The organism is Nocardioides sp. Z24_21 (assembly GCF_058134345.1).
The window spans coordinates 26,588-39,655 of sequence record NZ_JBYTTH010000003.1; the positions used below are offsets into that span (position 1 = coordinate 26,588).

Here is a 13,068-nt window from a genome sequence, read left to right on the forward strand (position 1 = left end):
CCGCGGCCCGCTACGCCCGGTCGTCGCGCAGCCGGATCAGGCCCTCCTGGGCGACGGTCGCGACGAGCTCACCCGTCCGCGAGAACACCCGCGCCAGGGCGAGCCCGCGCGCTCCCCCGGCGAACGGCGCGAACTGGTCGTAGAGCCACCAGTCGTCGGCGCGGAAGGGACGGTGGAACCAGATCGTGTGGTCGAGCGAGGCGGGCTGGAGGCGGGGCGAGCCGATGTGGATGCCGTGCGGGACCAGGGTCGCGCCGAGCAGCGTCAGGTCGCTGGCGTAGGTGAACGCCGCCTGCTGCGTCGTGACGTCGTCGCCGAGGTCGCCGTCGACCTTGATCCAGAGCCGGGCGCGGGCCGGCTGGTCCGGGTCCTCGGGGATCCCCATCCCCGTCATGCCGACGTGGCGGATGTCGAGCGCCGCCCACTCGCGCTCCCACTGCCCGACGGCGCCGGGCGACAGGCCGCGTGCGAGCTCCGACAGCGGCATCCCCTGCTCCGGGGTCGGCACCTCGGGCATCCGGTCCTGGTGCTCGAGGCCGGGCTCGACCACCTGGAAGTCGGCGGTCATGTAGTAGATCGCCCGCCCGTGCTGGCGCGCCGAGACGCGCCGGGTGACGAACGAGCGGCCGTCGCGGATGCGCTCGACGTCGTAGACGATCGGCACCGTGGTGTCGCCGGGGCGCAGGAAGTAGGAGTGCATCGAGTGCATCACGAAGGTGCTCTCGACGCTGCGGGTGGCGGCCACGACGGCCTGGGCCGCGACCTGGCCGCCGAACACCCGCTGCCGCTCGGTGTCGGCCTGGGCACCCCGGTAGAGGTCCACCTCGAGCTGCTCGAGGTCGAGGAGCGCGGTGAGCTCCGCGGCGCTGCCGGCCATCAGCGGCCGTCCCAGCCGGGGTCGTCGTCGCGCGAGCCGGAGTCGTCCTTGGGGTCGCCGTCGAGGTTGGCCAGGAACGCCTCGAACGCGCTGCCGATCTCCTCGCCGGTGGGCAGCGGGCCGTCGCCGGCCAGCAGGGACGACCCGCTCGCCTCGGCCTCGCGGAAGGAGTCGTACTGCTGCTCCAGGCCACGCACCACCTCGCCGACCTCGTCGTGGCTGGCGAGGTAGCGGTCGACCTCGGTCATGGTGATCTCGGCGGCCTCGCGGAGCTCGGTGAGGTCGATGGTGAGGTGGCCGCCGATCTCGAGGTGCTCGAGCAGCACGAGCGCCGCCTGGGGGTACTCCATCTGGGCGAGGTAGTGCGGGATGTGCGCGACGAAGCCGAGCGCGTCGACGCCCCACTCCCCCAGCCGGATCTCCAGCAGCGCCTGCGCGCTGGCCGGGACCCGCAGCTCGCCCTGCCACGGGCTCTCGCCCGGGACGAGGTCGGGGCGGTTGGCGTGCGGCGTGATGGCGATCGGCCGGGTGTGCGGCACCGCCATCGGCACGGCGCCCATGCTGACCACCCGCGAGACGCCGAAGCGCTCCACGACCTCCCGCACGGCGCGCGCGAAGCCCTCCCACCGGATGTCGGGCTCGGGGCCGGCGAGCAGCAGGAACGGCGTGCCGCCGGTGTCGCGCATCGCGCGGACCACCAGCCGGGGCGCCTCGTAGTCGGTGTAGTGGTCGCGGATGAACGTCACGGGCGGGCGGCGCGCGCGGTAGTCGTGCAGCGAGTCGACGTCGAAGGTCGCCACGACCTTGCCCTCCGTCAGCCCGGCGAGGTGGCGCGCGGCGAGCTCGGCGGACTTGCCGGCGTCGAGGAATCCGGTGAGGACGACGACGAGCGTGAGGTCGCCGGCGTCGGCCGGCATCGACAGCTCGGCGTCGTCGACGATGTGCACGAGTCGTTCGGCCATGAGCAGGAGCCTAGTGAGTGCGACCTCGTGACCCGACACACACCCGCCGATGATGGGCAGGCGTTGTTACCCAAGGGTAACGTGGTCTCACCCTGTCCACTGAGAGCCTGGGAGTAGCCAGTGTCCCGACCACAGCGTGAGGTCGTCTTCATCGACGGCGTACGCACCCCGTTCGGCAAGGCCAAGGGCCAGTACGCCGAGACGCGGGCCGACGACCTCGTCATCAAGTGCATCCGCGAGCTGATGCGCCGCAACCCGTCGCTGCCGCCCGAGCGCGTCGACGAGGTGGCCGTCGCCGCCACCACCCAGATCGGCGACCAGGGCCTGACCATCGGGCGCACCGCCGCCCTCCTCGCCGGACTGCCGCAGAGCGTGCCCGGCTACTCCATCGACCGCATGTGCGCGGGCGCGATGACCGCCGTCACCAACACCGCGTCCGGCATCGCGTTCGGTGCCTACGACGTCGCGATCGCCGGCGGCGTGGAGCACATGGGCCGCCACCCCATGGGCGAGGGCGTCGACCCCAACCCGCGCATCCTCTCGGAGCGGATCGTCGACCCCGACGCGCTCGTGATGGGCAAGACCGCCGAGAACCTGCACGACCGCTACCCCACGATCACCAGGCAGCGCGTCGACGAGTACGCCGTGCGCAGCCAGCAGAAGACCAAGGCCGCCTACGACGCCGGCAAGATCCAGCCCGACCTGGTGCCGGTCGCGACCCGCTCCGCCGAGGCGGGCTGGGGCCTGGCCACGCTCGACGAGCCGATGCGGCCCGAGACGACCATGGAGTCGCTCGCCGGGCTCAAGACCCCCTTCCGCTCCCACGGCAACGTGACCGCGGGCAACGCCGCCGGCATCAACGACGGCGCCACCGCCGCGCTGCTCGCCGACGAGGAGACCGCGCGCGAGCTCGGCCTCCCGGTGAAGATGCGCCTGGTCACCTACGCCTTCGTCGGCGTCGAGCCCGAGGTGATGGGCGCCGGCCCGATCCCGGCGACCGAGAAGGCGCTCAGGCTCGCCGGTCTCACCATCGACGACATCGACGCGTTCGAGGTCAACGAGGCGTTCGCCGTGCAGGTGCTCGCGTTCCTCGAGCACTACGGCATCGCCGACGACGACCCGCGGGTCAACCCCTACGGCGGCGCGATCGCGATGGGCCACCCGCTGGCCTCCTCCGGCGTACGCCTGATGAACCAGCTGGCGCGCCAGTTCGAGGAGCGTCCCGAGGTCCGCTACGGCCTCACGACCATGTGCATCGGCATCGGCATGGGCGGCACCGTGATCTGGGAGAACCCGCACTGGACCGGCGCCGGCTCCAGCAGCTCCGACTCGACGGGAGAGACCAAGTGAGCGCGCACGACACCAGCATCTACGAGCGCGCGCAGGCGATCGTCTCCGACGCCGAGCGCGTGACCCGCGCCCACCTGCGCACGGTGGCGCTGCCGGGCGTGACCTTCGGGCTGATCACCCTCGACAACGGCGAGGACCACACCAAGCCCAACACGTTCGGCCCGGCCTCGCTGCTCGCCCTCAACGAGGCGATCGACGCGGCACTCGCCGACGAGGCGATCGACGCGATCGCGGTGACGGGCAAGCCGTTCATCCTGGCGGCCGGCGCCGACCTCACCGCCATCCAGGGCGGCGGCCCCGACGCCGTGCGAACCGTCGGCGAGCTCGGCCACGCGGTGTTCCGCAAGCTGCAGGACGGCGGCAAGCCGTCGTTCGGCCTCGTCAACGGCCTCGCCCTCGGCGGCGGCCTCGAGGTGGCCCTGCACTGCACCTACCGCACCGTCATGGACTCCGCGCCGGCCCTCGGCCTGCCCGAGGTCATGCTCGGCCTGGTCCCCGGCTGGGGCGGCGCCTGGCTGGTGCCCAACCTGGTCGGCGCCGACAAGGCAGTGACGCTGATCATCGAGAACCCGCTCAACCAGGGCAAGACGCTGGGCGGCAAGGCGGCCTACGACTTCGGGCTGGCCGACGCGGTCTTCGGTGGTGCCGACTTCCTGGAGCAGTCGCTGCTGTGGGCCGCGTCCGTCGTACGTGGCGAGACCGTCGTCGAGCGCCCGGAGATCGACCGGGGCGAGGCCTGGGACGCCGCGATCGAGCGCGCCCGGGGCATCGTCGCGGCCAAGACCGGCGGCGCGTCCCCTGCCGCCGCGAAGGCCGTCGAGCTCATCGCCGCGGCGCGCGACAGCGACCGCGACACCGGCTTCGCGGCCGAGGACGACGCCCTCGAGGAGCTGTCGAGGACCGCCGAGCTGCTCGCCTCGCTCTACTCGTTCGACCTCGTGCAGAAGCGCGCCAAGCGGCCTGCCGGGGCGCCCGACCGGTCGCTCGCCCGTCCGGTGACGAAGGTCGGCATCGTCGGCGCCGGCCTGATGGCCAGCCAGCTCGCGCTGCTGTTCGTCCGTCGCCTGCAGGTGCCGGTCGTGCTGACCGACCTCGACCAGGAGCGTGCCGACAAGGGCGTGGCCTACGTCCACGCCGAGATCGACAAGCTCCTCGCCAAGGGCCGGATCAACCAGGACAAGGCCAACCGCCACAAGGCGCTGGTCACGGGTGAGACCGACAAGCAGGTCGCCTTCGGGGACGCCGACTTCGTCATCGAGGCCGTCTTCGAGGAGATGGCGATCAAGAAGACGGTCTTCGCCGACGTCGAGAAGGTCGTCTCGCCCGAGTGCGTGCTGGCGACCAACACCTCCTCGCTGTCGATCACCGAGATGGCGGCCGACCTCCAGCACCCCGAGCGGGTCGTGGGCTTCCACTTCTTCAACCCGGTCGCGGTCATGCCGCTGCTGGAGATCGTCAAGGGCGACGCCACCGACGACGCGACGCTGGGGACTGCGTTCGCGACCGGCAAGGCGCTGAAGAAGACCTCGATCCTGGTCAAGGACAGCCCGTCGTTCATCGTCAACCGCCTCCTCGGCCGCTTCCTGGGCGAGGTCGCCAAGGCGGTCGACGCCGGCACCCCGATCGAGACCGCGGACGCCGCGTTCGCCGGCATCGCCCCGATGCCGCCGTTCATGCTGCTCGGCCTCGTCGGCCCGGCGATCGCGCTGCACAACAACGAGACCCTGGCCGGAGCGTTCCCCGACCGCTTCTACGTCTCGCCGCTCCTGGAGCGGGTCGTGGCGGAGAAGAAGACCTCGTTCTACCTGCCCGACCTCTCCATCGACCCGGAGATCAAGGCCCTGCAGGAGCAGCCGGCGTCCCCGGTCGAGCTGACCAAGGAGGAGCTGCGCGTGGCGGCCCTCTCCGGGCTCGCCGAGGAGGCGCGCCTGATGCTCGACGAGGGCGTCGTCGCGGCCCCGCAGGACATCGACCTGGCGATGATCACCGGCGCCGGGTTCTCCTTCTGGAACGGCGGGCTCACCTTCATGCTCGACGTCCAGGGCATCTCGGAGAAGGTGACCGGCAAGCGGTTCCACTGAGCGGCACACGCCGAGCACGCCGAGCACGCCGAGTCGGCGCGTCCTGACGCCCCTGACACGTCGAGTCGGCGCGTCCCGACGCCCCTGACATGTCGAGTCGGCGCGTCCTGACCATTGCGAGGTCAGGATGCGCCGACTCGACGTCATTTCGGGGCCATGTTGCGCCGACTCGGCGCCATTTCGGGGTCAGGACGAGCCGACTCGGCGCCATTTCGGGGCCATGTTGCGCCGACTCGTGCCTGGGTGGGTCAGCCGCCGGAGGGTGTGTCGGACGGCCGGGCGTGCTTGTCGTACTCCCCGCGGCCGAGCCGGGAGTGGGTGCGGCCGTACGCGAAGTAGACGACGAGGCCGATCGCCATCCACACCACGAACCGGACCCAGGTGTCGCCCTTGAGGTTGAGCATCAGGTAGCCGCACAGCAGCACCGAGACGCTCGCGACCAGCGGGGCGGCGGGCGTCCGGAAGCCGCGCGGGAGGTCGGGACGCTGGCGGCGCAGCACCACGACCCCCGCGCTGACCAGCACGAACGCGAACAGCGTGCCGATGTTGACCATCTCGACGAGGGTGGCGAGGTCGACGAACCCGCCCAGGCAGGCCACGGCGACGCCGGTGATGGCGGTGAAGATGTAGGGCGTCCCGAACCTCGGGTGGACCCGCGCCAGGCGTCGGGGTAGGAGACCGTCGCGCGCCATGGCGAACCCCACGCGCGTCTGGCCGAGCATCAGGATCATCACGACCACGATCAGGCCGATGCAGGCGCCGATCGCGATGAGCCGCCCCATCCATTCCATGCCGACCGCGTCGAACGCCGTCGCCAGCGGGGCGGCGTCGTTCTCGTCGATGTCGCGGTAGTTCTGCATGCCGGTGACGACCAGGCTGACGGCCATGTAGAGCACCGTGACGATCGCCAGCGACCCGAGGATGCCGCGCGGGATGTCGCGCTGGGGGTTGCGCGTCTCCTCGGCGGTCGTCGCGACGATGTCGAAGCCGATGAACGCGAAGAAGACCGTGGCCGCGGCGGCGATGACGCCGGCCACGCCGTACACCGCCGGGTCGATGCCGAGGACGGTGCTGATGAGGGAGGAGTCCATGAAGCCGGCGTCGCCCGCGGGTGCCGGCTCCGAGGGCGGGATGAACGGCGAGTAGTTGGCGGTGTCGATGTGGCTGATGCCGAAGACGATGACGGCCGCGACGACCAGCAGCTTGATGGCGACGACGACCTGGTTGAGCACGCTGGAGAACTTGATGCCGGCGATCAGCACGACCGTCACGAGCAGCGAGATGATGATCGCCGGGAGGTCCATGGTGCCGCCGGCGGCCGAGCCCAGCGAGGCCGGCACCTCCAGGAACGTGCCGTCGAACACCTCCTGGAAGTAGCCGGAGAAGCTGGTCGCGAGCGCCGCCGACCCGATGGTGAACTCCAGCACGAGGTCCCAGCCGATGATCCAGGCGATCAGCTCGCCGAACGTGGCGTAGGAGAACGTGTACGCGCTCCCCGCGACGGGCACCGTCGAGGCGAACTCGGCGTAGCAGAGGGCGGCGAGCGCGCAGGCCAGGCCCGCGATCGCGAAGGCCAGGGTGATCGCCGGGCCGGCGTTGGTCTTGGCCACGGTGCCGGTGATGACGAAGATGCCGGCGCCGATGATGACCCCGACACCGAACACCATCAGGTCGAGGACGCCGAGGTTCTTCTTCAGCCGGTGCTCGGGCTCGTCGGTCTCGGCGATCGACTGCTCGACTGACTTCGTCCGGAAGACGCTCATCACAGCAACCTAGGACCGCCCGGCCCCGACCGTCGACCCCTCCGCCGAGCCTCCCGTCGGCAGGGACACCCGGGTGCTGTTCAGGCGGTGTGGTCGACCTCGACGACGGTGAGCCCCCGGTCGAGGGCAGTGACGTCCTCGACGATCGAGCGGGCGAGGGTCTGAGCGTCGAGCCCGATGCGGGCGAGGATGGCGTCGCGCTTGGCGTGGTCGAGGAACTCCTGCGGGATGCCGTGGAGGCGGAACGGCGTACGCACGCCCGCGTCGGTGAGCGCCTGGAGCAGCGCGGTGCCACACCCGCCGACGCGGCCGTTGTCCTCGACGCTCACCACGAGGCGGTGCTCGCGGGCGAGTTCGATCAGAGCGGGGTCGACCGGCTTCACCCAGCGGGGGTCCACCACCGTGACCCCGATCCCCTGGGCGGTCAGTCGCGACGCCACGTCGACGGCGGTCGTGGCCATCGACCCGACGGCCACGATCAGCACGTCGCGCTCACCCGAGCGCACGAGCACGTCGGCGCCGCCGGCGCGGCCGATGGCGGGGACGTCCTCCGGCGGCGGGCCCTTGGGGAAGCGCACCACCGTCGGGGCGTCGTCGACCTGGACCGCCTCGTCGAGCAGCTCGCCCAGCCGCGTGACGTCGCGCGGTGCCGCCAGCCGCAGGCCCGGGACGACCTGGAGGATCGACATGTCCCACATGCCGTTGTGGCTGGCCCCGTCGTCGCCGGTGACGCCCGAGCGGTCGAGCACGAACGTGACGCCGCAGCGGTGCAGGGCGACGTCCATCAGCACCTGGTCGAAGGCGCGGTTGAGGAAGGTCGCGTAGACGGCGAAGACGGGGTGCAGGCCACCCATCGCCAGGCCGGCGGCCGACGTGACGGCGTGCTGCTCGGCGATGCCGACGTCGAACGTGCGCTCGGGGTACTTCTCGGCGAACACGTCGAGGCCGACGGGGTGCATCATGGCCGCGGTGATCGCCACCACGTCCTCGCGGCGGGCGCCGAGGTCGACGATGGCCTCGGAGAAGTGGTCGGTCCAGATCTTGCCCTTGGGCTTCTCCGCACCGGTCTGCACGTCGAACGGGCCGGGCGCGTGGAACTGGTCGGCCTCGTGGCGCAGCGCCGGGTCGTAGCCCTGGCCCTTGCGGGTCAGGGCGTGGACGATCACGGGGCCGTCGAAGCGCTTGGCGCTGGCCAGCGCCTGCTCCATCGCGGTCCGGTCGTGTCCGTCGACGGGGCCGACGTACTTCAGGCCGAGGTCCTCGAAGAGGCCCTGCGGGGCGATCGCGTCCTTCATCCCCTTCTTGACGGCGTGGAGGGCGTCGTAGGCCGCGTGGCCGACGCCGGGCACGGCGTTGAGCCGCTTCTTCACCAGGTCGAGGACCTGCTCGTAGCGGGGGTTGGTGCGCAGCGAGGTCAGCGCGGTGGCGAGCCCGCCGATGGTCGGCGTGTAGGAGCGCTCGTTGTCGTTGACGACGATCACCAGGCGGCTCTTCTTCGCGATGGCGATGTTGTTGAGGGCCTCCCACGCCATGCCGCCGGTCAGCGCGCCGTCGCCGATGACGGCGACGACGTGGCGCTCGTCACCGCGGATCGCGTAGGCCTTGGCGAGCCCGTCGGCGTAGGACAGGGCGGTCGAGGCGTGCGAGTTCTCGACGATGTCGTGCTCGGACTCGGCCTGGCTCGGGTAGCCGCTGAGGCCGCCCTCCTTGCGCAGGGTGTCGAAGTCGGTGTGGCGCCCGGTGACGAGCTTGTGCACGTACGACTGGTGGCCGGTGTCGAAGACGACGCGGTCGTGGGGAGAGTCGAAGACGCGGTGGATCGCGAGCGTCAGCTCGACCACACCGAGGTTGGGGCCCAGGTGACCCGAGTTGGTCGCGACCGTGCGGATCATCACGTCGCGGATCTCGGCCGCGAGCTCGTCGAGCTGCTCCGCGGTGAGGCCGCGGAGGTCGCGCGGGGAGGCGATCGAGTCGAGGAGAGCCATGGGGCAGGAGTCTATTTCATGGACGGTCGATGACTGCTACCGACGGCTCGTGCAGGCTGCCCAGCCAGACGCGTCCGTCGTGCTCCCGCACCCCGGTCACCATGTGGAAGCCGGGGCCGTCGCCGGGCCGCTCGAGGTAGAGGTCGTGCACCAGCCGCCCGGTGTCGTCGTAGGCCTGCACCCGGATCGTCTGCGCCGGCCTGGGCTGGAGCCTCTCGGGGATCCGCGTGATCGCCCGACGCAGTAGGAGCGGCGCGGACCCCAGGCGCTCGACAAGGCCGTCGACCGGGCTCGCGACGGCCACCCAGATGAGCCCGTCGCTCCCCCGGCTGATGTTGTCGGGGTAGCCCGGGAGGTCGGTGACGAGGTGGTCGCGCTCCCCCGCCCTCGGCCCGGCCAGCCACAGGCGTACGACGGTGCGCCCGCGGCACTCGGCGACCGCGACGTAGGACTCGTCGGCTGCCAGCGCCACGCCGTTGGAGAACGCCAACCCGGTGAGCACCACCTCGACGGAGCCGTCGGGGTCGCGGCGCACCAGCCGGCCGGTGCGGGTGTCCTGGACGAAGTCGTCCTTCCACCGCTCGACGCCGAAGTGCAGCGAGGAGTCGCTGAACCAGATGGTGCCGTCGGCCGCGACGGCCGCGTTGTTGCAGAACATCATCGCCCGGCCCTCGACCCGGTCGACCAGCACCTCCACGGCGCCGGTCCCGAGTGACACCCGCAGCACACCGCGGCGCGCGTCGCACACCACGAGGTCGCCGTCGGGCAGCAGCTCGAGCCCGAGCGGGCGGCCACCTGTGTCGGCGACCCGCCGGGTGCTGCCGGTGGCCGGGTCGAGCGCCCAGATCACGCCGTCCTCGGTGCCGGTGAGGACGGTGCCGTCCATGGTGACGACCACGTCCTCGGCACCCATCGACGGGACGGGGTGCACGGTCAGGCTGGGGCGGCTCATGGGGTCATCGTGGCGTAGACGTCGCTGCCGAGGAAGGCCGGAACGATGTCGATCGCGGCCGAGGTCAGGTCGAGCCCGCGCGCGACCTCGGGGGCGACGAAGATGATCCGGCGGCCCTCGCGGCAGTCGATGTCGGCGTCGGTCAGGTCGGTGGCGGCGACGAACACCTGCATCACGTCCCAGGTGCCGTAGGCCTCCCGGTGGTCGACGACGAACTCGCGGAAGAGCCGCAGCCCGCCGGGCGGAAGGCGTACGCCGGTCTCCTCCTCCAGCTCGCGGTGGGCAGCGGGCTCGAAGTCCTCCCCGGGCTCGACGTGGCCTCCGGCGAGTCCCCACTTCTCGGGGTCGATGCGCGGGTGCTCGTCGCGCTCCTGCAGCAGGATCCAACCCCTGCGGTCGACCAGGATGACGCCGGCGAAGCGGCGCGGGTCGGGGCCGGGGTCGAAGGGGTGGTCGTCGATCCACCGACCGAGGGACGGCTCGACGAGCCGGGTGGACGGGACGAGGTCGAGGTCGGCCAACCGAGCCGGCGCGACGAACACCATCTGCCGGCCCTCGTGGCACTCCAGGTCGCGGTCGCCGAGCGTCGTACGGGCCACGAAGGCGTGGAACCGGAAGGTCCCGCGGTCGGTGGCGAGCTCGAACCGGCCGAGGTCGGTGAGCTCATCGGGCGCCGCCGCGACGCCCGTCTCCTCGGCGAGCTCGCGCGCGGCTCCGACCACGGGCTCCTCACCCTCCTCGAGACCGCCACCGGGAAAGCACCACATGTCGGGCCAGACCGGGGCGTGCTCGTCGCGCTCCTGCATCAGCACGCGCCCGCGCGGATCGACCAGCGTCACCTGCACGAAGTCGGTCCGGATCGCGCTCGCGCGCCACTGGCGCACCAGATCGAGGGTCAGCTCCGTCGCGCGGTGGAGCGGCCGGCCGGCGAGGTCGTCGAGGTCGACGAAGTCCATCTGCCGGCCCTCGCCGCACGCGACGTGCTCGTCGGCGGCCCTCGTCCGCACCGCGAAGAGCTCGAACTCGTCGTCGCCGCCGCACCCGTCGCCGTGGAAGCGTCGTACCCCCAACGACTCGAGGTCGTCGGCCGCGACGACCAGTCCGGTCTCCTCCGCGAGCTCGCGGACGGCCGCCGCCGCGAAGTCCTCGCCGTCCTCGAGGTCGCCGCCGGGATAGCCCCAACGCCCCGGCTCGTGGACGGCGTCGTGCCCGCGCTCCTGCACCAGGACCCGCCCGTGTGGGTCGACGACGGCCACCGCGGCGAATCGATGCATCCGCCGACCCTAGCCAGCCCTCACATCCGCACCCGGTAGCGACGCCCGCGGAGCGCGTCCTCGACGAGGCCCACCTCGCGGCGTACGCCGAGGAGGCGGGCGTCCTCGAGCTGGAAGGTCTGCACGGCCGCGAGGACGACCGCCTCGTCGGCCACGTCCTTGAGGTCGCCGCGGATCTCGCTCAGCCCCCGGCGCGTGGCGAGCTGCTGGGCCTCGACGTGCAGCACGGCGAAGCGGGCGAGCACGACGACGTGGCGGCGCAGGCCGGAGAAGCGGCGGTAGTCGGGTGGACAGATGTCGAGCAACCAGCTGGCGGCGGTCGCCTCCCAGTCGGGGGCGTCGGGAGGACGGACCTGCCGGGGCCAGCCGGGCGGGGCCACGCCGGGGTGGCCCGACGGCGGCGTGGGCCGTTGGCGGGGCTGCGGCGCAGGGAACACACCGGCATCCTATCGAACAGGTGTTCGATCCTACCGACCACCGCCGAGCGCCCGCTCCACCTCCCCGAGCTCCGGGTCGCGCAGGCCGACCAGGTCGAGGCGCCACCACGCGTCCGGGTAGACCAGCCGCCCCGTCATCCACGGTTCGTGGCCCGCGAGCAGCAGGACCTGGCAGGCCGGCTCGGGGATGCGGAACGAGGGCCGCTCGAGGCCGTGTGTCGAGGCCGGGCTCCAGCCGCGGTTGCCGTAGTAGCCGGGCGCACCCTCGAGGAACACCAGTGGCGCGCCGAGACGCTCGGCCACCGGGGGGACCTCGGCGAGCAGCCGGCTCCCAATGCCCCTGCCCTGGCGCTCGGGAGCGACCGCCAGCGGGCTGAGCACCAGCACGTCCACCAGCCGCTCGCGGGCGTCGAGCCAGGCCCGGGACAGCGCGACGCACCCGACGATCTCGTCGTCGGCGACGGCGACCAGCTCGACCGCCATGTCCTCCTCGACACCGCGCAGCCGCGCCATCACGTCGTTGATGGCCACCCCGTGCTCACCGAACGCGGCCTCCACGATCCTCTCGACCGCGGGGGTGTCCACGTCGCCGGCCTCGCGCACCTCGACCGTGCCGCCGAGCGCCCTGCCGTCGCTCACGGCGTCACGCCGCGAGGAACGACCAGCGCACCTGGCGCTCGGCATTGTCGACGTTGAGGTCCACCAGGCAGATGCTCTGCCAGGTGCCGAGGGCGAGCGTCCCGCCGAGCACCGGCACGGTGCAGTGGGGCGGGACGATCGCGGGCATGACGTGGGAGCGCCCGTGGCCGGCAGAGCCGTGGCGGTGCCGCCACCGGTCGTCGGCGGGGAGCAGGTCGCCGAGCGCGGCCAGCAGGTCGTCGTCGGAGCCGGCGCCGGTCTCGATGACCGCGACCCCCGCGGTCGCGTGCGGGACGAAGACCTGGAGGAGCCCGTCGCCGCGCCCCGACACGAAGTCGGCCGCGTCCCGGGTCAGGTCGAGCACGACCTCGTCGCCACCGGTGCGATAGCTGCGCACCTCACTGTCCATCGCGCAACGCCTCCTCGATCCGCTCGACCTTGGCCGTCAGCTGGCCGTCGTAGCCGGGGCGGATGTCGGCCTTCAGCACGAGCCCGACCCGCGGGGACACCTCGGCGACGACGTCGACGGCTCGCTTGACCACCGCCATCACCTCGTCCCACTCCCCCTCGATGTTGGTGAACATGGCGTTGGTCTCGTGCGGCAGGCCGGACTCGCGTACGACGCGCACTGCGGCGGCGACCGCGTCCGTGACCGAGCCGGTCGGGTCGCTGGTCATGGGTGACAGTGAGAAGGCGACGATCATGTCGCCCACGCTAGGCCACTCCCGGCCTCCCCCGGCCCGCTGAC

Annotated in this window: 12 protein-coding genes; 2 read left to right on the forward strand and 10 right to left on the reverse strand. The window is 72.0% G+C overall.

The genetic code is table 11. The features are described from left to right. Positions 1-10 precede the first annotated feature (10 nt). Both AC3X7Z_RS11735 and AC3X7Z_RS11740 read right to left on the reverse strand, forming a co-directional pair. Complete coding sequence (locus AC3X7Z_RS11735; protein ID WP_186342099.1) at positions 11-877, reverse strand: acyl-CoA thioesterase; 867 nt, start codon at positions 875-877, stop codon at positions 11-13. Continuing rightward, positions 877-1,839 carry a PAC2 family protein gene (locus AC3X7Z_RS11740; RefSeq protein ID WP_186342098.1) on the reverse strand — a complete coding sequence of 321 codons (963 nt, stop codon included), beginning with the start codon at positions 1,837-1,839 and terminating at the stop codon, positions 877-879. Before AC3X7Z_RS11740 ends, AC3X7Z_RS11735 begins: the two co-directional genes overlap by 1 nt. Before the next feature lie 120 nt (positions 1,840-1,959). Between AC3X7Z_RS11740 and AC3X7Z_RS11745 the strand changes: the two genes are divergently transcribed. Next, the gene (locus tag AC3X7Z_RS11745; RefSeq protein ID WP_489976030.1) at positions 1,960-3,189 is read left to right on the forward strand and encodes a thiolase family protein; all 1,230 of its coding nucleotides are present in this window, start codon (positions 1,960-1,962) and stop codon (positions 3,187-3,189) included. Next, on the forward strand, positions 3,186-5,270 hold the full coding sequence (locus tag AC3X7Z_RS11750; RefSeq protein ID WP_489976031.1) for a 3-hydroxyacyl-CoA dehydrogenase NAD-binding domain-containing protein: 2,085 nt from the start codon (positions 3,186-3,188) through the stop codon (positions 5,268-5,270). Before AC3X7Z_RS11745 ends, AC3X7Z_RS11750 begins: the two co-directional genes overlap by 4 nt. A gap of 248 nt (positions 5,271-5,518) precedes the next feature. Here AC3X7Z_RS11750 and AC3X7Z_RS11755 read toward each other — a convergent pair whose 3' ends face one another. The 8 genes from AC3X7Z_RS11755 to AC3X7Z_RS11790 form a co-directional block, all read right to left on the reverse strand. Then, positions 5,519-7,033: an amino acid permease gene (locus AC3X7Z_RS11755; RefSeq protein WP_489976032.1), complete on the reverse strand. Its 1,515-nt coding sequence runs from the start codon at positions 7,031-7,033 to the stop codon at positions 5,519-5,521. Between the two features lie 80 nt (positions 7,034-7,113). Next, positions 7,114-9,018, reverse strand: coding sequence for a 1-deoxy-D-xylulose-5-phosphate synthase (dxs, locus tag AC3X7Z_RS11760; RefSeq protein WP_489976033.1), 1,905 nt, complete (start codon positions 9,016-9,018; stop codon positions 7,114-7,116). A 16-nt stretch (positions 9,019-9,034) separates the two neighbouring features. Next, positions 9,035-9,970 carry an SMP-30/gluconolactonase/LRE family protein gene (locus AC3X7Z_RS11765; protein WP_489976034.1) on the reverse strand — a complete coding sequence of 312 codons (936 nt, stop codon included), beginning with the start codon at positions 9,968-9,970 and terminating at the stop codon, positions 9,035-9,037. Beyond that, a complete protein-coding gene (locus AC3X7Z_RS11770; protein WP_489976035.1) occupies positions 9,967-11,244 on the reverse strand; it encodes an NUDIX domain-containing protein in 1,278 nt (425 codons plus the stop codon). Before AC3X7Z_RS11770 ends, AC3X7Z_RS11765 begins: the two co-directional genes overlap by 4 nt. A 20-nt stretch (positions 11,245-11,264) precedes the next feature. Beyond that, positions 11,265-11,681 (reverse strand): hypothetical protein, encoded by a 417-nt coding sequence (locus AC3X7Z_RS11775; protein ID WP_186342092.1) that lies wholly within the window; start codon positions 11,679-11,681, stop codon positions 11,265-11,267. 30 nt (positions 11,682-11,711) lie between these two features. Beyond that, positions 11,712-12,320 carry a GNAT family N-acetyltransferase gene (locus AC3X7Z_RS11780; RefSeq protein ID WP_206054570.1) on the reverse strand — a complete coding sequence of 203 codons (609 nt, stop codon included), beginning with the start codon at positions 12,318-12,320 and terminating at the stop codon, positions 11,712-11,714. 4 nt (positions 12,321-12,324) lie between these two features. Further along, positions 12,325-12,729, reverse strand: coding sequence for a YjbQ family protein (locus tag AC3X7Z_RS11785; RefSeq protein WP_489976036.1), 405 nt, complete (start codon positions 12,727-12,729; stop codon positions 12,325-12,327). Next, positions 12,719-13,024, reverse strand: a complete 306-nt coding sequence (locus AC3X7Z_RS11790) for a thiamine-binding protein (RefSeq protein WP_489976037.1) — start codon at positions 13,022-13,024, stop codon at positions 12,719-12,721. The genes AC3X7Z_RS11785 and AC3X7Z_RS11790 overlap by 11 nt, the downstream gene beginning before the upstream one ends. Between the last annotated feature and the right edge of the window lie 44 nt (positions 13,025-13,068).